24 protein-coding genes are annotated in these 21,833 nt (G+C 35.2%); 7 read left to right on the top strand and 17 right to left on the bottom strand.

Going from position 1 to position 21,833, the window contains the following annotated elements; translation table 11 throughout:
* Positions 1–59: 59 nt before the first annotated feature.
* The 6 genes from ACUXVC_RS05175 to ACUXVC_RS05150 all read right to left on the bottom strand — a co-directional run bounded on the left by ACUXVC_RS05175 (position 60) and on the right by ACUXVC_RS05150 (position 5,009).
* Positions 60–260 carry a sporulation YhaL family protein gene (locus ACUXVC_RS05175; protein ID WP_000449223.1) on the bottom strand — a complete coding sequence of 67 codons (201 nt, stop codon included), beginning with the start codon at positions 258–260 and terminating at the stop codon, positions 60–62.
* Between the two features lie 78 nt (positions 261–338).
* On the bottom strand, positions 339–1,211 hold the full coding sequence (locus ACUXVC_RS05170) for an alpha/beta fold hydrolase (protein WP_033695684.1): 873 nt from the start codon (positions 1,209–1,211) through the stop codon (positions 339–341).
* Positions 1,212–1,451: 240 nt separating this feature from the next.
* Positions 1,452–1,700 carry a hypothetical protein gene (locus tag ACUXVC_RS05165; RefSeq protein ID WP_098126494.1) on the bottom strand — a complete coding sequence of 83 codons (249 nt, stop codon included), beginning with the start codon at positions 1,698–1,700 and terminating at the stop codon, positions 1,452–1,454.
* Complete coding sequence (locus ACUXVC_RS05160; protein ID WP_446025955.1) at positions 1,700–2,788, bottom strand: response regulator aspartate phosphatase; 1,089 nt, start codon at positions 2,786–2,788, stop codon at positions 1,700–1,702. The genes ACUXVC_RS05165 and ACUXVC_RS05160 overlap by 1 nt, the downstream gene beginning before the upstream one ends.
* A 255-nt stretch (positions 2,789–3,043) precedes the next feature.
* A complete protein-coding gene (locus ACUXVC_RS05155; protein WP_001072581.1) occupies positions 3,044–4,021 on the bottom strand; it encodes a ring-cleaving dioxygenase in 978 nt (325 codons plus the stop codon).
* A 43-nt stretch (positions 4,022–4,064) separates the two neighbouring features.
* Positions 4,065–5,009, bottom strand: coding sequence for a ring-cleaving dioxygenase (locus ACUXVC_RS05150; RefSeq protein WP_446025954.1), 945 nt, complete (start codon positions 5,007–5,009; stop codon positions 4,065–4,067).
* Positions 5,010–5,955: 946 nt separating this feature from the next.
* Here ACUXVC_RS05150 and ACUXVC_RS05145 point away from each other — a divergent pair.
* A complete protein-coding gene (locus ACUXVC_RS05145; RefSeq protein WP_000433006.1) occupies positions 5,956–6,582 on the top strand; it encodes a LysE family translocator in 627 nt (208 codons plus the stop codon).
* Positions 6,583–6,890: 308 nt separating this feature from the next.
* Here ACUXVC_RS05145 and ACUXVC_RS05140 read toward each other — a convergent pair whose 3' ends face one another.
* The 4 genes from ACUXVC_RS05140 to ACUXVC_RS05125 all read right to left on the bottom strand — a co-directional run bounded on the left by ACUXVC_RS05140 (position 6,891) and on the right by ACUXVC_RS05125 (position 12,673).
* Positions 6,891–7,223 (bottom strand): DUF1904 family protein, encoded by a 333-nt coding sequence (locus tag ACUXVC_RS05140; RefSeq protein ID WP_001120259.1) that lies wholly within the window; start codon positions 7,221–7,223, stop codon positions 6,891–6,893.
* A 301-nt stretch (positions 7,224–7,524) separates the two neighbouring features.
* Positions 7,525–8,469 (bottom strand): 3'-5' exoribonuclease YhaM, encoded by a 945-nt coding sequence (yhaM, locus tag ACUXVC_RS05135; RefSeq protein WP_000726652.1) that lies wholly within the window; start codon positions 8,467–8,469, stop codon positions 7,525–7,527.
* A gap of 41 nt (positions 8,470–8,510) precedes the next feature.
* Entirely contained in the window at positions 8,511–11,435 is a 2,925-nt protein-coding gene (locus ACUXVC_RS05130) for an AAA family ATPase (protein WP_446025953.1), read from the bottom strand.
* Positions 11,432–12,673 (bottom strand): metallophosphoesterase family protein, encoded by a 1,242-nt coding sequence (locus ACUXVC_RS05125; RefSeq protein ID WP_095691293.1) that lies wholly within the window; start codon positions 12,671–12,673, stop codon positions 11,432–11,434. Before ACUXVC_RS05125 ends, ACUXVC_RS05130 begins: the two co-directional genes overlap by 4 nt.
* 208 nt (positions 12,674–12,881) lie before the next feature.
* Here ACUXVC_RS05125 and ACUXVC_RS05120 point away from each other — a divergent pair, with 208 nt between their 5' ends.
* Entirely contained in the window at positions 12,882–13,067 is a 186-nt protein-coding gene (locus ACUXVC_RS05120) for a YhzD family protein (RefSeq protein WP_098126490.1), read from the top strand.
* A gap of 26 nt (positions 13,068–13,093) precedes the next feature.
* On the opposite strand, the gene ACUXVC_RS05115 is transcribed toward ACUXVC_RS05120, so the two are convergent.
* On the bottom strand, positions 13,094–13,456 hold the full coding sequence (locus ACUXVC_RS05115; RefSeq protein ID WP_000582776.1) for a hypothetical protein: 363 nt from the start codon (positions 13,454–13,456) through the stop codon (positions 13,094–13,096).
* A 154-nt stretch (positions 13,457–13,610) separates the two neighbouring features.
* On the opposite strand from ACUXVC_RS05115, the gene ACUXVC_RS05110 reads away from it, so the two are divergent.
* Complete coding sequence (locus ACUXVC_RS05110; RefSeq protein WP_000273536.1) at positions 13,611–13,751, top strand: YflJ family protein; 141 nt, start codon at positions 13,611–13,613, stop codon at positions 13,749–13,751.
* A 59-nt stretch (positions 13,752–13,810) separates the two neighbouring features.
* On the opposite strand, the gene bsh is transcribed toward ACUXVC_RS05110, so the two are convergent.
* Positions 13,811–14,797 (bottom strand): choloylglycine hydrolase, encoded by a 987-nt coding sequence (bsh, locus tag ACUXVC_RS05105; protein ID WP_446025952.1) that lies wholly within the window; start codon positions 14,795–14,797, stop codon positions 13,811–13,813.
* Between the two features lie 150 nt (positions 14,798–14,947).
* Between bsh and ACUXVC_RS05100 the strand changes: the two genes are divergently transcribed.
* Both ACUXVC_RS05100 and ACUXVC_RS05095 read left to right on the top strand, forming a co-directional pair.
* Positions 14,948–15,940 carry a zinc-dependent alcohol dehydrogenase family protein gene (locus ACUXVC_RS05100; protein ID WP_098126488.1) on the top strand — a complete coding sequence of 331 codons (993 nt, stop codon included), beginning with the start codon at positions 14,948–14,950 and terminating at the stop codon, positions 15,938–15,940.
* Between the two features lie 91 nt (positions 15,941–16,031).
* Entirely contained in the window at positions 16,032–16,337 is a 306-nt protein-coding gene (locus ACUXVC_RS05095; RefSeq protein ID WP_095691295.1) for a hypothetical protein, read from the top strand.
* A 96-nt stretch (positions 16,338–16,433) separates the two neighbouring features.
* Here ACUXVC_RS05095 and ACUXVC_RS05090 read toward each other — a convergent pair whose 3' ends face one another.
* The 5 genes from ACUXVC_RS05090 to ACUXVC_RS05070 form a co-directional block, all read right to left on the bottom strand.
* A complete protein-coding gene (locus tag ACUXVC_RS05090; protein ID WP_000498632.1) occupies positions 16,434–16,580 on the bottom strand; it encodes a hypothetical protein in 147 nt (48 codons plus the stop codon).
* A gap of 352 nt (positions 16,581–16,932) precedes the next feature.
* On the bottom strand, positions 16,933–17,244 hold the full coding sequence (locus ACUXVC_RS05085) for a YbjQ family protein (RefSeq protein ID WP_000637510.1): 312 nt from the start codon (positions 17,242–17,244) through the stop codon (positions 16,933–16,935).
* A gap of 142 nt (positions 17,245–17,386) precedes the next feature.
* Entirely contained in the window at positions 17,387–17,590 is a 204-nt protein-coding gene (locus tag ACUXVC_RS05080; RefSeq protein WP_141543517.1) for a DUF4028 family protein, read from the bottom strand.
* 139 nt (positions 17,591–17,729) lie between these two features.
* Positions 17,730–18,260, bottom strand: coding sequence for a general stress protein (locus ACUXVC_RS05075; protein ID WP_001100102.1), 531 nt, complete (start codon positions 18,258–18,260; stop codon positions 17,730–17,732).
* Positions 18,261–18,296: 36 nt separating this feature from the next.
* The gene (locus ACUXVC_RS05070; RefSeq protein WP_001004567.1) at positions 18,297–18,437 is read right to left on the bottom strand and encodes a hypothetical protein; all 141 of its coding nucleotides are present in this window, start codon (positions 18,435–18,437) and stop codon (positions 18,297–18,299) included.
* 236 nt (positions 18,438–18,673) lie between these two features.
* On the opposite strand from ACUXVC_RS05070, the gene ACUXVC_RS05065 reads away from it, so the two are divergent.
* Positions 18,674–18,925 (top strand): hypothetical protein, encoded by a 252-nt coding sequence (locus ACUXVC_RS05065; RefSeq protein ID WP_000991356.1) that lies wholly within the window; start codon positions 18,674–18,676, stop codon positions 18,923–18,925.
* Between the two features lie 204 nt (positions 18,926–19,129).
* Positions 19,130–21,820 (top strand): ATP-binding protein, encoded by a 2,691-nt coding sequence (locus ACUXVC_RS05060; protein WP_071739516.1) that lies wholly within the window; start codon positions 19,130–19,132, stop codon positions 21,818–21,820.
* Positions 21,821–21,833 lie beyond the last annotated feature (13 nt).

Raw genomic sequence — 21,833 nt, 5'->3', positions numbered from 1 at the left:
TTTAACATAATAAAAAAGAAGAGAAATACAATATATTTCTCTTCTTTAAACGTAATCTATTAAAGCAATACCGAATCTTTATCACTATCCTGATTACGTTTCTCGCGCTCTTCTTCTAAACGCTTCATATACACTTCGCCTTCTTTTTCGATAAACTCATTATCCATATCTTGCTCTTTTTTCGAAGTATATAAAACCATGTAGCCACTTAGTACAATCCCGACAATCACAAGATACACCCACCATGGTAATGTTTCCAAATCACTTCATTCCTTTCCTTAGACAAGCCTTATTAGTTTCACTTTATGAGGAAGGAAGTGGATTTATGCTTAAAATTTTTATTGTGGATGCTTCGCGAAAAATGCTTGTACATATTCCATAAACTCAATTGGTTCCTGACGAAACGGTGCGTGGTATCCTTTTTCAATAATATGAAACGTACTATTCGCAAATAGCCCATGATACAGTTCACCATTTTTCCAAGAAACACTCTTATCATGTCGTCCCCATATAATTAAAGTCGGTACCTTAATTTTATCTGCTTCCATCGCAATGCGGCGCTCTCTCATTTTCGTAAGCTGATCATAATGCTCTTTATCATCACGACTATTTTTCACTTCATTTTTATTATACTTCGCAATCTCAGTTACAGTTTGTAAGTCCGTCGATAGTGGTGGTACTTCATAACTTTCTTTTTGCTGGAAAGACTCTATCCCTGTAGCATCCGCCAAGATGAGATGCGTCACTGCATCCGGATATAAATACGCTAAATTAAGGGACATCTCTCCGCCCATTGAATGGCCGAGCACTGCAAACTGATCGTATCCGAGCTTCTTCATTAACTTATAATATAAATTCACTTGCGCAGGAAACGAATACTGAAAATCAACTGGCTTAGAAGAACGTCCAAACCCTAAAATATCAACCGCAATAATCGTATGGTCTCGCGCTAGTTCCGGATAAATATCACTAAACCCATCAGAAGAACCACCAAACCCATGCAGCATAAGTAAAGGAGGTTTCCCCTCACCAATTTGTTTAAAATAAATCGTCTGCCCATCAATTTGCGCCATACTCTCTTTCGTATTCAGCTTCATCATAACAGTATCTTTCACTTCTCCAACCTTCGCAATCGGCTTATCGACGAAATTACAAACAATTAACAAAACGAGCACAATACCGCTAATCATATAAAACTTAAACCGTTTCAAAGTTCCCGTCTCCTTTCTCTTGTTGCTATTTAAAGTTTTTACATTTTTTGGTTATTTTATGTTCTCTTTTTAATTGTAACTGGAACAGTTACAATTATACTAAAAAAATATAACTCATTTCTATTACTAATGGTTATTCTGTAACTATTATAGTTACATATTTAAAGTAAGTCAATTCTTTTCTATACATGGCCTGAAAATAGAAAAAGGGACTTCATGTTGAAGTCCCTTTCTTTGTTATTATAGTTGGCTTACTCCGCCGCCGTCGCCTCTATTATCTGCTGGTGCTCCGCCTGTTTCGCCAATGTTAACGTAGTCTGGTCTTGCTGGTGCTCCACCCGTGTCTCCCTTATTAAAGCTAACATATTTTAGTCTTGCCGGTGCTCCGCCTGTGTCTCCCTTATTAAGAGCAATAGTATTAAAATCGTGGGAACCTAAAACTGAAAAAGTAAATGCAAATCCAATTAATGCTAATACAATTTTTTTCATTATTTTAACGCCCCTTTTGCCACCTGTTTTTTCCTTGATTCATTACTCATGCGATAATATTTACTAGCCTTTTCATGATTGTTTATATTATAAAATTGATCTGCTAAGCGTTCTGTATATTCCTGAATACAGTCAAACAATTCTTCTCTTTCAAAGTAAGAAACTCCCGCTATAACAGCCTCCTCTAATGCATCAACATTTGTATTCATTACATTTAAAACCATGAATCGGTATTGATATTCTTGATTCTTCAACTGATTACAAATATGTAATCCTTTACTTATTATGACACTAGCTTTTTCAAATTCATTTATTTTTAAATATTCATCAGCTTCCAAGTACAGTGCTCTAAAATGATTAGGGGCTTTCTTTGTTACTTCGGATAAATGCCGAATTGCTAATTCTGATAAATTCTGATTTGCATATAGCAACCCTAAGTTATTTCTAACCATTAAAATATATTTTTCATGGTCAATTTGTTGAAAAATATTTAGTGAATGATTAAATATCTCCTCCGCTAACTCAAATTGATTTAAATCAACATAGCATAACCCCAATATATTCTCACATAAAGCCAAATTAATCTCATATCCTGATTGCTTCGTAAAATCTTCTTTTGCCTTTTTCAAGTAATCAATCGCATTGATTTGTTGATAAGAATGATAATAGAAATTCCCCATCCGATAATTAAACTCCGCATGTTCTATCGGATCTGCAATATATTTCAATAACTTCTCAGCTTGCTCATACTGTTCTTTCGCTTCGTTATAATTTGAAATTAATGTGCAATGAAACCCTTTAAAAAAGTGATAATAATAAGCTAAAAAGCCCTCTGTTGGAATTTCGAAAGATTCCACTTTATCAAAACTATCTTCTCTAACTGAAATCCAATCAACTAATGCATCATATCTAAAATTCAACAACGCATGATAAAGTAATACATCCTGATCCACATCCAACCCACTAATCTTACTTTCAATCTCCTCTTTCATTTCCGTAGCCTTCTCTATATTTTGCTGCAACATTACACGATACCAATCATCTAAAGAATGTTTCATTTGCTCCCGCGTTACTACATCTGCTCCCATACACTCGCATCCCCTTTTCTCCAAAATTACAAAATTAGGATTTTTATACAATTATCAAAATTGTATATTACCACTCCTTTTCTATGTATTGAAAAATAATTATCAGAAAATTAAATATTTTAATTAATTATACCAAACTTTTCCTTTTTAATAACTTGAGAAACAATTGTCAGAAAACTTAACAAGACAAATAAAAAGCAAGCAATTCCAGCACTCCGCTAAAACTACTTGCTCTCCTACTTATTATCTCTATTTTTACTCTTTAATAAATTCCTTCGTACTTCTCACTGTATCAATTGGACGAACTAATTTTTCAATTTCTTCACGTTTTGGCTCTAGGAATGGAGGTAAAGATAATTTTTCGCCAAGCGTTTCGTATGGCTCATCTCCCATAAATCCTGGGCCATCTGTTGCGAATTCAAATAAAATTTGTGGTGCAACTCTTGCATATAATGATTCGAAGAAGTGACGGTTTACATAGCCAGATGAAGGAAGTCCTACGCTACTGATTCTCTCAATCCATTCTTCTAATACAGCGCGATCTTCTACGCGGAATGCCGCATGGTGCACTGTACCAAAACCTTGTTGTGCTTCAGGAAGAACTGTATTATGTTCTACAATAACAGATGCACCGTTTCCGCCTTTGTTCACTTCAAATAAATAGAATTCCCCTTCTTGCGCAACCTCTTTAAATAATAGAACTTTTTCTAACACTTCTTTGAAGAAGCTAAAGTTTGCAATACGGATAAATACAGGTCCTAAACCAGTGATTGCATATTCTAATGGTACTGGCCCGTTTTGCCACGGTGTACCTGATTCGATTCCTTTATCAAGTTCATCTGAGATTAATTGATATTGTTGGTCATCAAAGTCAACGAAAGAAAGAGTTTTCTTACCAAATTGCTCTTTAATTCCTGTATGTTCTACTTCAAGACGGTCAAAGCGTTTCACCCAATACTCTAATGCTGCATCAGTCGGAACACGGAATGAAGTTTTTGAAATTTCATTTGTACCGTGTACTCCTTTCGGAACACCTGGGAAATCAAAGAATGTCATATCTGTTCCTGCACTACCTTTATCATCTGCAAAGAATAAATGATACGTTTGAATATCATCTTGGTTTACTGTTTTCTTAACTAAACGCATTCCTAAAACGTGAGTGAAAAACTCATAGTTCTTTTCTGCACTACTTGTAATCGCTGTAACGTGGTGAATTCCTTTTAATTGGTTCATTTTATATTCCTCCAATAGTTTTTAATTTATATTTTCTCTCCTATTACTTCTCTTCAATAGGTGCTAAATTCGCTTCAATCTCTGCATGCTGATCTTCTAAGAACGGTGGTAAATCAAGTTTTTCTCCTAAATGTTCCACATCTCCATCAACTGTAAATCCTGGTCCATCTGTCGCAATTTCAAAAAGGATTCCGTTTGATTCACGGAAATATAAGCTTTTAAAGTAGAAACGGTCGATGATTCCTGAAGACTGGAAGCCTCTTTGTTTCACCTGTTCTTCCCAATAGGCAAGCTCTGCATCGTTTTTCACGCGAATTGCTAAATGGTGAATGCTCCCTCGGCCCGGCTTTTCAGTAGGTCCATCTAAATATTTCACAACGATTTCTCCAAAAGCCTCTCCTTTAATGGATTGAAAAATTGCTTCCTCTTCGCTACGGCTAACCTCTGTATAACCAAACATTTCTGTAAGTGTACTCGCCATTTTATCAAGTCTACGAACTGTCATTTCCACAGAACCCATTCCTTGAATTTGATGCTTTGCAGGAACTTCTGATTTCTCCCAAGTTTCCCAGTGCTCTACTTTTTCCCCGTTTGAAACGAGTAGTACTAAGCGAAGACCTTCAGCATCCTCAAATTGCAAAGCAGGACGATTTGCATATGTTGTCATTTCACTATGTTTCACATCAAATTTTTCAAAGCGTTCTTTCCAGTAATGCAAGCTATCCTCTGAAGGAACAAGTAATCCAATTCGAGTAATCGCATTCGTACCGCGATATGTTCTTCCTACTAATGGAATTTCAAAAAATGATAATTCCGTACCTGGACTTCCTGTTTTATCTCCATAAAATAAGTGGTACATTGACGGATCATCTTGGTTTACTGTCATTTTCACACGACGCAAGCCAAGCACGTTTTTATAAAAGTGATTATTTTCATTTGCATTTTTCGTAACCATTGAAATGTGATGATGCCCTTTAATTTTATACATTGGTTATTCCTCCGTTTCGTTTTACTAGTCAAGTGATAACTAAAAAAATAACATTTCCCACAACTAATATGGTTTTTAGCTTTTCAATTTATTCTTAATTATGTTTTTGTAAATTCATCTTAGTTTTTACTGTATAAGTTACTTTGTTTTTTAATCGAAAACAACTGAGTGTATGTTTTTCATATGACTCAATCGCTTTCGTTACTATCACTTTACACCTCAAGTGATTGAAAAGCAAGTGAAAAGTCTCGAATTCAAGATTTTTTTGTTAAATAACATTTAGGGTGTAAAATCATTAATTTCTGGATAGCGTCACATCACTATCAAGCTAAAGACTCAAAGCTCTCCATGCACATCAAGCTAACAAGAATACACTACCCCAAAACGATAAAAATGAACTTCGTTGCTATAAAAGACAACTTTTTTGTTCCGAGGGAATTATAGAATTTTATATCTTTACAATTATTTATGGGGAGTTAATTCATTTTTTTCAAGAATAAGTAATTTCTTAAATAGAAGTTCACGTACCTCTTCCTTATGATAATTAATTTTTGTTGATTGATAAGAAATTTAATGAATGATTATTCGAATATGCTTTCGTAAATGTTAAATGTAGTTTTTGGATAATGTTTGGTCAAGTTGATACTAATACCCTCGATAAACGAAAGAAAATTAAGAGTGTTCCGAGAAAAAGTAATTAAAAAACGCTCTTAATTTATTTAATTGAGTTATCATTTTATTCAAAAATCTGATTATTTATATAATTGACATTCTATTAAAACGCTCATTTACAGAAGAACATTATTCAAGTGAAGCCCTCTATAATTCAATTACAACTCCTTGAAAGTTTATGATACTATCCTGATCACACTTTTTATATTTAATGTTTTAAGGAAAAAAGCTATACTATAAGCGAAACTAAAAATCAGAAAGGAAATACCAGAACATGGAAAATTATATGCTATTTATCCTTACAGCACTCCTTATTATAATGATGCCTGGTCCCGGTTTTGCTTTAGTTACAAAAAACACTATCTCTCATGGTAGAAATGGTGGGATAAAGACCGTCTTAGGAACGGTATCTGGAATGATGATTCATACAATAATGGCTACACTAGGGCTCTCTGCTATCTTAATGAAATTTGCTATGCTATTTACATTAATAAAATATGCTGGGGCATTTTATTTAATTTATTTAGCTGTAAAGTCAATTAAAAGTGCCTTTTCTAAAAAAGAAGATATGTCAGGTTCAGTGGAAATAAACTCTAAGGATATTGGAACGGTTAAAAGTTTTAGACAAGGATTTACCACGGCAATCTTAAACCCAAAAACGGCTGTATTTTTCCTTAGTTTTCTACCCCAATTTATTGTGAGTAATCAAAGTCATTTCTTCCAATTTCTTTTGTTGGGATTCACATTTACGACTTTGACAGCAATATGGTATTTACTTTATATCTCTCTAATACGTCAATTAAGAACTTTTTTAAGAAAAGAAAAGGTGAACCGTACAATAGAGGGTATTACTGGCACAGTATTATTAGTATTTGGAGTTAGGCTATTTTTCCAAAAATAAATATGTAATAGAGAGAGTTTAAAACTTTCTGTTTTTCCAATAAATGAATCAATATAAAAAGTATGGCTTTCAAACAGTAAAAAAGTGAACAAACGGGTGTGTTTGTGGAATAAGCTTCAATAAAATAACCAAACTTTTTATAAAGAAGTGAATCGATTATATTAAAATTGATATAAAGGCGTTATCCTTTCCTATGATTTCTCAGAAAGAATAACGCCTTTCTCTTTTTAGAGGGTATTTTGTCTAGTTAGCTTGATAGCGATGTGGTTCTATCCCTTATAAATGTTACAAAAACATTTATAATAGCTCTAACTTGCACAATGCTTCCCGTTAATATAATACGCTGATTCTGTGAAAACCGTAAATACAACCTCTACTTCTGGAAGTCCAAAATCCATTACATATGTAGTAATGGCCTTGGCAAATCGATTACGAATTTCCTGTCCACGCTCGAACCATTTCACTTCAATAAGAGGAAACGCTTCTATTTCTTCTCCATTGAATACAAACGTAGAACTTGGTAGTTCCAACGTAAAATTATCCGTACCACACTCACAAATCTCTGCGAGCTCTTCTACTAATGGCTTGCTTATGTGTTTTAATTGTTCAGTAGTAATTCCACGAAACACAATATGCGGCATGTAAATCCCTCCTTTAGATAGTTTTATATTTGCCCACATCATAGCACAATTCTCCCACCTTTTAACAAAAATAGATGCTAAACAAGTTTCAACTCTTATTTTTAGGCCTGTTATACAGGCTGAAGCGATTCTAAGTATCTGCCATATTAAAGTTGATATGCTCCCATTCTAGTGGTGAGATATGTTTTAATCGTTCTTCGTTAACCCCATGCGTACTTCTTAACTATTTCATTTAATTTTTAATAAAGAAAACAGCCTCACTAAGCTTTTAAAACTTAATGAGGCCACTTTATTCACACTATTAATTATGGAACGTCGGTTTATAGAACGAACGATTATCAAGTGCGAAGACACGCTCTGTGTATTCACCTGGTTTTGTACGTCCTAATGCGCGGTCCATCATGTTCATTTTTGCATCTAAGTTATCGATGTAATGCAGAATTTCTGCTTCTTTTACTAATGGTGGTTTTGGGCTACCCCATTCCGCTTTTCCGTGATGAGAAAGGACGATGTGTTGAAGAATTAATACTTCTTCTGCATCGATTTGCAATTCGTCTGCTGCTTTACCGATTTCGTTCACCATGATAGAAATGTGTCCTAGTAAGTTTCCTTCTAACGTATACGTTGTAGAAATTGGGCCAGATAGTTCAATCACTTTACCAAGGTCATGTAAAATAACGCCTGCATATAGTAAGTCTTTATCTAATGATGGGTATAGATTTGAAATAGCTTTCGCTAAATCTAGCATCGATACGACGTGATAAGCTAGTCCAGATACGAACTCGTGATGGTTCTTTGTCGCTGCTGGATATTCTAAAAATTCGTTTTGATGCTTATTTAACAAATGTCTTGTTAGACGTTGAATGTTCGGATTTCTCATTTCAAATATGTATTGTGTAATTTTCTCAACCATATCTTCTTTTTTCACTGGTGCTTTTTCTACGAAATCCGAGATGTCTGTTACTTCATTTTCATTCGCAACACGGATTTGTTTCACACGTAATTGAATACGTCCTTTGTAGTTTAAAATATCACCAGCTACTTTAACGATTGTTTCTGCTACATATTGTTTCTCAACTTCTGGTGATACGTCCCATAGCTTCGCTTCAATATCTCCACTTGGATCTTGTAAGATTACTGTTAAAAATGGCTTTCCATTACTTGCTAGACCTTTTGTCGCTGTTTTAATTAACAAGAAAACATCGACTTGTTCACCAACTTCATATTCTGCAATTTTCTTTTTCATTCGAATTCCTCCACCAAATCAGTTACTTTTAGTATAGCATATCACAACTCATTTTCTTTACGCTTATGCGTTAATTTTACAATCTGTTTTTCTGTAAAATACGCGAGTAAATGCGCATGACATGTAAAGAAGATGACTTGTCTATCTTTTGCGATTTCCTTTATTAGTTCAATCGTTCGATCCGTCCTTACCGCATCAAAGTGCACGAAACTATCATCAATAATAAATGGGTAATCATGTTCAAATGTTTTCGCAAGTGCAAATCTCAGCGCTAAATATAACTGCTCCGCTGTCGCTTGGCTTAGTTCATGACTGTAAAAACGTATACCGTCGTTACGTTCAACAATGAACGGCTCCGCCTCTGACGGTGAAAAGATTTTACTATAGCGTCCGCCCGTTAAATAGACGAAATACTCTTCTGATTTTTGTAAAATACGAGGCAGATGCACTTCATGATAATATTGCTTCGTTTTCGTTAACACCGTTTTTGCGGCCGCATAAGCAGCCCATTTCTTCACTTGTTCACGCAATTGCGCTTTTTTCATTTCCCATTCATGCATTAAATCTCCGTACGTACTACCTTCTTCTAAATTCGCAATTTCCATACGATGTTTCGCGATGCGCTCTGTCAGTTCTTTCTCTTGCGCCAGACAGTTTTGTACGACTGTAATTTCTCTCTTTAATTTCTCTTCATAACCGTCAGCTTCGTAATGTTCAGCTAATGATAAACTCTTTAAACGCTGTTCTAACAGATCAATTTGCGGTAATAAACGCACTACTTGTTTCTCAGCATCTTCACGTTTTTCCGCTAGTTTACCTGCTTCTAAAAACATCTCTTCATCTGTAGCATCTGCAATATGCCATAAACTGTCTCGTTCTACTAGCAATTGCTTTAATTGTTCTTGCATAAACTCATATTCTTCTTGCCATTCCGCCAGTTTCTCTTTCAGCTGCTTACAAGTTTGTCTCTTCTCTTTCTCATTTTGCATAAGCCTTTGTGCCCCGTGTAGCTTACTATACTCCGCACTACCGATAACAGCTTCTAGTTTCTGTTCAAAATGCGAAATCATTTCATATAATGAAGATTTTCGCGTACCTTGCTTATCTAATTCACGATATAATTGCTGCATTTTTTCAATACGCTCAAACGCTGGCAATATGTGTGCATACGTATAAAATTCTGGGAACATATAGCGCGTTTTATATGCATCTACTTGTTCTCCCGCCTGGAACGTTTCTCTCTCCCATTCCTCATACGATGAAACGACTTTATCGTAAGCTCGCTCCATTTGCTGCAATTTATAAGACTCACGCTCAAATAGCTTCCGAACCTCTTCATCTTTTTCTAACTGATAGCGCACAGACAGCGCTTCTTCACTTTGTCTCCCGCCAGCACTTTGCTGAAGAGTAAGAAGCTCTTCTTGTAATCCACTTGACGGATCTTTATATAAAACAAGGGCAAGAACAATCCCTACAAAAACAATAACACTAATAAATAAGAGCGGGCGGTTATCAATAAATAAACTCGTGAATAAAACAAGCGTGTTAATAAGAAGTAACAGAAGACAAACTCTTTGCCACTGCTTTTTCTTTTGCATAGCTGCTCCTGCTTTTTCCTCATACTTGCGCTTCATTCTCTCTGCGCCCATACCGATAAACGCCGCATCTTGGAACGATTTCTCTTTCTCAACTAACGTATTTCGCTCTTCATCCACTAACATTTGTTTCTGAATCTGTCTTATATTTTCTTCTTGTTCTTCTAATTGCTCTTGCGCTACTTTAAAACGATCATCAAGCTGTGCTTTTTGCGTTTCTAATTCGCGCGCCTTTTGCACTGTTTGCGTAATCAGCTCTTTCGTTGCCAAACTCATATCAAACGAAAGGACTGTTTCTTTTTCAAAAGTAGCACCGATTTGTTGCTCTAGCTCTGCGATTTCTTCTTTTATATTCGCAATACTTCCTGTCATATCACGCATTTCTTGGCGTGCATTTTCATACGACAAATGCTGCATACGAAGTTCTTCTACATAACTTTCTTTTTGTAAAAACTCTTCATCTATTTGAATCGAGTCAATTTCCGATTGCACCGTCTCTATTTTCTTATGGAGCGAATCAACTTGTAACCTAAGCGGCTCCATCTTCGCCTTAATTGCTTCATAGCGCGCCGTTCCTTTTACAGGAAACTGCCCTTTTTCATTTTCTAACACTTTCTCATGCGCACGCTTTTCAATAACGAGTGGCTCAAGCGCTGCTAATATTTCATAATCTTGCTTTCGCTTTTCTGCATTCTCTTTTTCCACGCGAACAGAAGCAAGCTTCTCTTCACTTTCTTTTAACTGCTCCACTTGTTTTTCATACGTGCCAATTTTTCCTTGCCACTCTTTCATCTTCTCTTCAAGCTTCTTCATCTCTTGCAGTGACACGTTAATTTCCGGTTTACGCCCACTCGGTTTAAAGCGTTGATCCATTTCTTTTTCTAGCTTTTTATCTAACTGTAATAGCGCATCGCTTCCGACTGCACTTGCCGAAAATAAATAATTGCCAATATCCGCTTCGCCGAGCTGATGAATATTTTGAAGACCATGCATATCAAATGAAAAGACCGATTCAAATAAACTTTCATTCACCCCGCTTAATATATCGTTTAAAATCTCCTCGCCGCCCGTTTTCCCGTCTTCAAAATAAACGGTTACCTCGCCAGCTGCCGTCTTTGGCAATCGTTCAATTTTCAAACGGCCGTACTGCTCTGTTTGCACAGTCAGCGCACCGCCATACTTCCCGCCTTCTTTCGGCTCATAACGGCGCTGTCCTCTCGTCGGAAAACCGAACAAAATACTTTTCATAAACGAGCGAATTGTCGATTTCCCCGCTTCGTTTTCACCGTATAGTACCGTCAGCAAGGAAAGATCCATTTCCACATTTTCTAATTTTCCGTACCCATAAATATGGAGTTTTTCAATTCTCATTTTTTATCCCTCTCTTGCTGGAATAATTGTTCTAAAATAATATTTTCTGCTTCCTTTTGAATCTCTTTCTTCTCGTCTTCTGTAAAAGATTCAATACTATTACGCGCTACAGGAGATGTCCAAATGGTGCGCAACACGCCGTCCATATTTGTGAAAGCTTCTAGCTCCTTTAGCACACTACCGACGAAATGATTTTCCGCTTTCAAACGTTCGATTTCCGCAAAAGAAACCGTCTCATTTTTCCACTTCATTGCATATACGAAATCTTTTCGCTCTTCGCCAGATGCTAAAATGTGAAAAATCTCTTCCACACGCTTTTCATCACGCAAATAAGGAGAAAGTGGGCCCTGCCCTGTGAATACGACAGTTAAAAGCGTCCCTTCCTCTTCTCTTCGGCACTCATTCATCGCAGTTGACATGCTCGTCATAAGTTCATCAACAGTTTCAAGTCCATCAATACAAACTTCGATCTCATCCCATACAACATCTGCCGTATGGAAAAATGAGCAATGCGTTCCTTGTTTCGTAAGTTCAATAAGGTACGCACCCTTCTCACCTGTTTCCTTACGATGACGACCTTGTATGTTCCCTGGATAAATAATGTATGGCTCTTCTGATAAAATTTCACGTTTATGTATATGGCCAAGAGCCCAATAATCAAACTGTTTTTCTTTCAACTCACGAATTTGAAACGGTGCATAGCGATTATGCTCTGCATCTCCTTCCACACTTCCGTGAAGCATGCCAATATGAAAAGGCGCATCACTCATTTTCGTATACTGCGCTGTCATATTATCCGTTACCGCTTGCTGCAAATAACTAAACCCATAAATAGAAGCTAATAGCTCACCATTTTTATAAAATGATTTCTCTTCTACATAAGGCTCAGTAAATACATGAACATTTTCCGGAAACTCAATTGCTGCCCAGCTTCCCCCTAAATGATCATGGTTACCGTGAATAATAAAAACAGGGATATCGTACTGCGAAAGTCTCTTCATTTGCTCACGCACAAACACTTGCGCCCTCAAACTTCTCGTCTCCGCATCATACAAATCCCCAGCTAGTAATACGAAATCAACGCGCTCTTGAATCGCTTTATCAACAATACGCTCAAATGATTCAAACGTACTTTGCTTCATTCTCTCCCAAACAGACTGCGCCACATTCATCTCCATCCCTTTAAACGGACTATCCAAATGCAAATCAGCCGCATGTATAAACTTTACTTGTTTCACAAATAACGATCCTTTCTATCTTTCAAAAGTTTCATTTTATTAAAATTAATATCGCTGAAAACTAATCATCATCGAGAATGAAAATATTCTCGATGATTAAAGTTTCATTCTATTTTACCACGCAATGTCATATATTTCTTTGCATATTGTAGCGTTTTATGTCAAAATAATTATAAGATTCTGATTTTAATTATTGGAGGGAATTTTCATGGGAGTATACGTTCTAACAGTCTTTGAAAAAGATGGTTCAAAAGCATTAGACGAATCATTCGAGGCGGCAACTGAAAAAGAAGCGAAAGCAAAAGGTGAATCTATTTTACAAGAAAAAGGATTGCATGAAAAAACACATCGTTGTACATCTACTGCAGGTAAGCTCGTTTTATTCCAGCGCTAAAAAAAGAAGCGTCATCCGCTTCTTTTTCACTCTACTATATCTTCGTCACACCACGTAAACACCACATCTAGAATGCGATTACCAATACGTACGCGTTTATTCCATTTACCTGTTTGGATCTGATGTTGCAATTCAGCTTTCATCTTTTCCGTCCAGTCGTGAATCGTTTCACTACCGTCGTACGGATATACGCCTGGAAACTCTTCCTGCAGTAGATGCAAGCTCTCTGCATCAAAATGAAAATGGAAGAAGTAGTTTGCTGTAAGCGATGGTTCTTGCAATCGTAAAAAATGATCATCAATTTGCTTTCTATTTCTATAGAAAGTAAAGATATTCACTTTACCGCTAGTAATTTGGTCAATTTGAATTTCGTGCTTCTCTATAATCACGTCTTGTCCACCTCGTTGTATACTATCTTTAGTATATATGTCTTTTGCAACAAAGTTAACCATTTTCGCGCGAAATTCATTTCCTTCATTATATTACCTGTACCTCCATATGCAATCAGAACAAATAAAAACAAAGTTGAAGGGGAGCGATCACATGTATTTCGGAAGCAAAGGTTGGTATGTAAAAGAACTTAAAAAATTAGGTATCCGTACTTATGAAGGTAAAAAACTAGAATCGTATCGTACGCATGTGTTATCTAGTTTACTTGAGAGAATGAAGAAGGCTTCGGCTTAATAGAAAAACACCTCCCGAATTCGCATACTAAGTATGCAAATTCAATGGAGGTGTTTTTATCAGTTTTCATAAAAGATTTTTTGCTTCCGCTGGAACGGATACGTTTTAATCTCAGCTGTATCTAAATCTTCATTGAATAAATGAATGGCTATAATTTGTCTACAATCGTAAGTATGGTAATAATATGTTCCAGACTCCATACACATTGCACTTGTATAGATCGTATTATCTAATATACCGTCTTCTGTTATTACTGCCCCCTTAGGAACCTCACAATTCGATAAAATATGAAAAATAGCCGATATCCCCTCTTCTTCGTTCTCTATACTTTGAATGTTTTGTTTGCCATACGCTGCCCGTACAAATCTTGATGGCGGTGTGAAATCTCCAGGAAGTCCCATCGATCCTGAACCTTGGCCAAAAGCACTTAATGGTACATCGCCCCACTCCGTTGGCGCAAATGGCTGCGATTTAAGACCAATATATTGTCTTAAATTTTGTAAATGCCAACTAAACTCCGGACTATTAGTCATCACTCCTATTGGATTGTCATACACTTTTATTCCATCAGCTGTCGGCTCAAGTACAATACATTCTCCCGATTTATCTGCTAAAATCCAATGTAGCGGTGGCGTAATTCCTAAAATTGGTAATGGCACATCTATAAAGGCAATGCTATCAATAGATTTTCTTAATTCTTCAACAGAATTGAACTGCGTGAGGCTCCAAGTCACAAAATCAAATGGTGCTACATTCGTTTTATTGCTATCTATATGATTACTATAAGTAGCGAATCCTGGGAAATAGAGAGTTGCACATGTCATACCAGCTTCATTTACTCCGTCCGCCATCATGACCCTTCCTCCAAAATTAATTCCCATTCCGACAACAGCCTTTTTCGCTCGGATCGTTTCACCAGTTATATTGTTCCACTGATAACGCCGAGGAATGATTATTACTTCTTGATTCATATCTAATGTGAAATCCATTGTTCTCCCAAAAAGATGCTGGAAATTTTTTGTTTGTAACGTCAAACTAGTACACATGAAGAAATCCCCCCCATTTCATAGTTATATACACATTTTATAAAATTCTGATAAATACGTAAATTAAAAACCCTATTTATCACTAACAAAATAACCACCCTAACCAAAAATGCTATAATAAACCCAATGAAACTAAGGGGGCAAATTACTTTGCTTGGAACATGCATTCAATTTCATAAGTTTGGCAATCCAAAAGACGTATTACAAGTTGAATATAAAAATATAGAACCACTGAAAGATAATGAAGTTTTCGTCCGTATGCTAGTTAGACCGATTAATCCATCTGACTTAATTCCAATAACCGGAGCGTACGCTCATAGAATTCCGTTACCTAACATACCTGGTTATGAAGGTGTTGGTATTGTAGAAGATGTAGGAGCTTTTGTTTCTAGAGAGCTTATCGGTAAACGTGTGTTACCGTTACGCGGGGAAGGTACTTGGCAAGAATATGTGAAAACATCAGCTGACTTTGTAGTTCCTATTCCTGATTCCATCGATGATTTCACAGCGGCACAAATGTATATTAATCCTCTTACGGCGTGGGTTACATGTACAGAAACGCTAAACTTACAACGTAATGATGTTTTATTAGTGAATGCTTGTGGATCCGCAATTGGTCATCTTTTTGCGCAGTTATCACAAATTTTAAACTTCCGACTCATTGCCGTGACAAGAAATAATAAGCATACAGAGGAGTTACTGCGCCTAGGTGCTGCATATGTAATCGATACTTCCACTACCCCGCTTTATGAAACCGTTATGGAATTAACGAACGGGCTCGGCGCGGATGCTGCAATTGATTCTATCGGGGGACCGGATGGAAATGAATTAGCTTTCTCAGTACATCCAAACGGGCACTTTTTAACGATCGGGCTTCTATCAGGTGTACAAGTTAACTGGGCAGAGATTGTCACGAAAGCAAAAGTGCACGCGAACATATTTCATTTACGACATTGGAATAAAGAAGTACCGCCATATAAATGGCAGGAGACGTTTCGTCATTTAATTCGCTTAGTAGAAAATAAGCAATTACGTTTTATGAAAGTCCATTCTACATATGACTTAGCGGATGTGAAAACGGCGGTTGATGTTGTGCAATCTGCGGAGAAAACGAAAGGGAAAGTTTTTTTGACGAGTTATTAAATTGAGTACATTCAACTATCAATCCATTTAGTAGCATAGAATTTTAAGTAGCTTATGTAATTTAATTAAAAAAGCGAAAGGAGATTCTAACATGTGGTTACTCACAGCAATTACGCCTGTTGTAATAATCGGAGGAATTGTAGTATATGTGATTAGAAGTCTTAAACATAAATATAACAACGGTAACTTAGGTAAGAAAAAATCAAAAAACGCTCAAGTTTTATTAGATAGTTTAATACCAATAGGAATGCTTTTAGGGTGTTTGATCGGTATTATTGTTGGCATATTTTCTCCTGATTCATTACTACTTTCAGTTAGTTTAGGATCCGGAATAGGCTATTTATTTGGTTTTTTTGCCTATGAATTTTATAGCAAGACAGGGAACAATTTTTCCTAATCCAAAAGGAATAAACGGGACAGTACATAGTAATCATATGAAATATGTAACTGTCCTTTATTTTTGCATCAATGTTATCACCTTACCTTTCGCCTACTATACACCTCTTTTATTGATTTTTCTCTCCTCCCCTTTTTGCATATCCGCTTTTTTATTTTCATTGGATCTATATCCAAAGTAAAGTAGCGCACATGTAATAACAGAACCTACAATGTATCCTAAAAAACATCCTAACCAAAACATAAAAATTGCCCCCAATCCATTATAAATTTTATGTAGTAGACATCTGTAAAACGTTCTCAGTACCTCCGTTTTTTATTACAGATTGGAAAATTCCCTTAACCATTCCATCCATGAACATTCTGTCTTCTCTATTTTGATTATTATCTATAAAGTTATTTATACCACTAATTCTTCCATCATCTCAAATAACAACTTTATTATTTATTATAAAGTTTGCACTCACACTACATATATGTAGCATCACTGTCTCTTTTTCATTTTACCCTTGCAACTGGAGTTTACTTCTACAACTTAAAAACAAAAAACCCCCTCAAAGCATAAACTTCAAGGGGTGAGCCTGTTTTTTATTTACTTATATACGTACAGCTGTACCACTTACAGCAACCATTAACATTCCATCACGAACAACTTCGTAATCTACGTCAATACCAACGATAGCGTTCGCACCTTTTTGTTTTGCAAGTTCTTTCATTTCATCCATTGCGATATCACGAGCTTCTTTTAGCTTGCTTTCGTAAGAACCAGCACGACCACCGACAACATCACGAACGGAAGCGAATAAATCGCGGACAATATTTGCACCCATAATAGCTTCACCATTTACAATATCGATATACTCAATAATTTCTTTACCTTGAATTCCAGACGTTGTTGTTACAATCATGACTGACACTCTCCTAATAAGTTGTAGTTTTGATAAGCTTTCTTATGTCTTTATTATGACATGGAAAAAGTATCTAATCCATTGAATTACCTTACAGGAATGTGACAGTTTTGTAATAATAAAGCGCGCATTATGTTTAATTTTAATAAAGCGCTTTATTATTGGGATACATAAACGATTCTCTATTTTCTTTCCAATCCTTTTCTACTTCTTTAAAAGTTGGTCGCCCTAATTCTTTGTTATTTTCATGTTTACTAAACCATTTTTTCACATACTGGTCTCCATTTTTGTTTTGAACTGTACAAAGGAAACTATTACTGCTATCCTTTAATATTTTTACAATCACGAAAAGACACCTCTTCCCTTTTAAATAGCATGATAGAACTTGATCTTTTACTATAAGCCCTTCCTCTCTTATAGTCATACGACTCCTCGGCCGCGCCAAATTTGTAAGATCAAAAAACGATATTTACTTTGTTTACATTTTATTTAAAGAAATCAGAGTTATAAGCATGATGCTTATCAAAGATTTTATAGATTTCTAACTTATTATCTAATTTTGCATCTACTAAAATTAATATATTTCCATCGTAAATATATTCTTCATACTTTTTAGCATGTTCTTCTGGAATTCCTAATCCTATAAATGCTCCTATTAAACTTCCAGCTCCTCCGCCAATACCAGCTCCTCCAATAGCTGCTGCGATCGGTCCCGCTGCTACGATTGGACCCATTCCAGAAACGGCAAGTATACCAAGACCTGTTAATAAACCACCGAGTCCGCCTGCTACTCCTCCAGCTACAAGCCCTGTCGCTGAAAAGATATCTGCTTTATGTGCAGTTTCGCTATTCACTTTTTCACCCGATTTTTCTTCCAGATGTTCAATTTCCTTTTGATCTTTCGCAATAGCTGAAATGTTATCTGCTGAGTATCCTTTTTCATTTAATTCATTAATAACGAGTGCCGCATCATCAATTGTTCTAAAAACACCTACTATTTTTCTATCTACATTCATAACTATTAACCTCCTAAAGTTTTATATAATGTATCTTTATTTTTCTTCATTTCTGTATACACTAATCTTCTTATTAACATAACCATTTACGAAAAAAGCGAATAGTAAAAGCACTACAAGTGAACTACTTAACAAGTAAATTAAATCAAATGTAATATCAATCATCATTTCATTCATGTATACCAGGCTCCTTTTTATTTAAAGTAAAATTATATTTTGATAGACTAATCTACTAAACATAGACATCTTACAATTCATCTTCAGTCAATCTCTTTGTAGTATATGTATACCCTTCCTAACCTTTTCTAAACGTAAAAAACTATACTTATATTTTTTCTTATTTATATGTTTAACATTTCTTTAAACGGGTATGTTTATATTGTTATGCTTACTATATGGAAAGGAATATTACGATGAACGCCATTCACTCTACTACTATTTCTTATAATGAAACACCTACAATAACTCAGATTCATCATTTTTATGCTTTAATGACAACATTTCAAACGAATGTATTTATAAGTAAACACGGAACACTTACTTCTATTAAAAACTTAAGCACTCTAGTATCCTTTTTCCTTACTGTAAAAAAGAGAGATCTTGTATTATTTATTTTTGAAGGAATAGATGCAAAAAGAGCTTTAAAAACACTCTTCCCTTCTTAGAATGTTTGTTATCCTCTATTCCCTCGTCTACTACCTTTCATATATGTTTTTATATTTCAAAATGATTTCCTCTATTAAAAAAGAACCCCCTAATACAATAGGGGGATTTCTAGTTTGACCTTATGAAAACTGATATAATATATATTACGTTTTTCATTCTTTAAAATAGAAAAGTTTTAATAACCTTGAAGGTAGGAATTTTTAATGAACTCGAAAGCAAAATTTAGTATTCGCTACAAAATTATGGCTGGTTATTTAGTTATCATTTTGTTCTTACTTGTTTCTTTCATTATGTTAAACAATGAGATTTCCAGCTTACAAAAATCTCGTAATTTTATTATTGATCACGATTTTAAAGTTCTCAATTTAACGAATCAAGTGGAGAAAGAGTTACTAACAATTGAAAATAAAGCGAAAGGGTTTATCATTTCTAATAACCCTACTTACGTGCAATCCCTTAACTCTGCGGAAAAGGATTACGAAAAACATTATCAAGATCTTTTTGCTTTATTAGAGGATAACCCCTCTCAGCAAGAAAAATTAAAACAGATTAACGAAAACATTACTAGTTGGATTAATAAAGAGATTCACCCACTCATTACAAATAATAATAGTAATAATGTACAAACAATCGACACGACTCAAATTCAATCATTACAATCGCAGGTAACTAACTTCCGGAGCACTGAGGAGCAACTAACGAAAAAAAGAGCTGCACAATTAGATACTGAAAATAATAAATTAGAGATTTGGTTATACAGTTTATTGTTCTTACTTTCTTGTATTTCTATTATCGTTTCACTCTATATTTCGAATGCCATTACAAAAACGATTAAAAATGTAATTCAAGCTATTAAATCCATTTCTTCTAAAGAAAAAATTACGGAAAGAATTCATGTAAATACACATGATGAAATAAAAGATCTTGCTCATACAACAAATCACCTACTAGACGAAATATCAAAAAGAGAGTGGTTACAAACTGAGCTTGCAGAACTAATTTTAATGTATCAAGGTGTATCTTCTATTGAGATGTTAGGTAAAAAAATTCTTAGTGGCATCATACAAAAAACGCAAACTTCTTGCGGTGCATTTTATGTACGTGAAGAATATGAAGAAACTGTCTACTATGTGAAAAAAGCTTCTTTCGCCGATCAAGGTGCTGATATTGGAAAACAATCCATTAAAATGGGTGAAGGTTTCATTGGACAGTCTGCCTTAGAAAAGAAAAGTTTTATTCTCAGTGACATACCCGAAGAGTTTCGTTATGTCACTAGTGGAGTATTAGAAATACGTCCTAAAAATCTACTAGTCATCCCTATCTTATTTGAGGATGAAGTGATCGCAGTAATGGAGTTAGTAAGTGTAACTGAGATTTCAGATTTACATCAAGATTTAATTCAACAAACCGTTGATAATCTAGGTTTAACAATTCATAGCATTATGGGACGTATGCGAATTCAAACTCTTTTACATGAATCACAAGCAATGACAGAAGAGTTGCAAGTTCAATCAGAAGAATTGCAAACGCAAGCGGAAGAACTACAAATGCAAGCAGAAGAATTACGAACAACGAATGAACAATTAGAGTCTAGAACTGAAGAGGCTGAGCAGAAGACAGCTGACTTACAAATTACCAAATCAGAATTAGAAGAAAAAGCAAGCGAGTTGTTACGCAGCTCAAAATACAAATCTGAGTTCCTAGCAAATATGTCACATGAATTACGCACACCGTTAAATAGTATTTTACTATTATCTGAAATGTTAAGAGAAAATCATGATAACAATTTATCCGACGATGAAATTGAATTAGCAACTGTCATTCATTCATCAGGGAAAGACTTACTTACTTTAATTAATGACATACTAGATTTATCTAAAGTAGAAGCAGGCAAACTAGACATCATTTTTGAGGCAACGAACATAAGTGACATGGCAGCCAATATGCATCAAAACTTTTTACATATAGCTGCACAAAAAAATGTCGAATTTACTATTGAGGACAGTGATACGATTCCTGATCTGTTTTATACAGATGCAAAACGGATTGAGCAAATTATTAAAAACTTATTATCCAATGCATTTAAATTCACAGAAAAAGGATCCGTTTCTTTACATTTTGATTCGATAGAAACAACCAATTTGAGTCATGATATGCAGTCTATAAGTAAAGATTGGATTACAATTTCAGTAAAAGATACTGGTATTGGTATCGCTAAAGAACAGCATCAACTTATTTTCGAAGCCTTTCAACAGGCAGATGGAGCAACGATTCGAAAGTATGGTGGTACAGGATTAGGTTTATCTATTTGTAAAGAGTTTGCGAGATTATTAGGTGGTTGGATTACGTTAGAGAGTAATGTAGGAGAAGGTAGTACTTTCACGGTATATATTCCTAACCTTCCAAATGGTTTACATGATATACAGTTATCCAATTTAGAAGTCGCAGCAACGATAGAAGATGTTATTCCTGCTGAAGTTGTTGAAGAAACCATCGTTACTCCAGAAACAAATAACGTCTTCCAAGAGAAAACAATTTTAATTGTCGATGATGATCATCGAAATATATTTGCGTTACAAAATGCATTAAAAAAACAAAACGCCAACATTATTACTGCCCAAAACGGCATAGAGTGTTTAGAAATACTACAAAGCAATACAAATATTGACCTTATTTTAATGGATATTATGATGCCTAATATGGACGGTTATGAAACGATGGAAAATATCCGAATGAACTTAGGGTTACATGAAATACCTATTATCGCATTAACTGCTAAAGCAATGCCAAATGATAAGGAAAAATGTTTATCTGCTGGCGCTTCAGATTATATAAGTAAACCATTAAATCTACATCAACTCTATTCGGTAATGAGTGTATGGTTAATAAAATAAGTGAGGTTTAGTT

Source organism: Bacillus sp. N6 (assembly GCF_052805735.1).
Note: the sequence above shows the minus strand (reverse complement) of the source record. Positions and strands in the feature narration are given on the sequence as shown.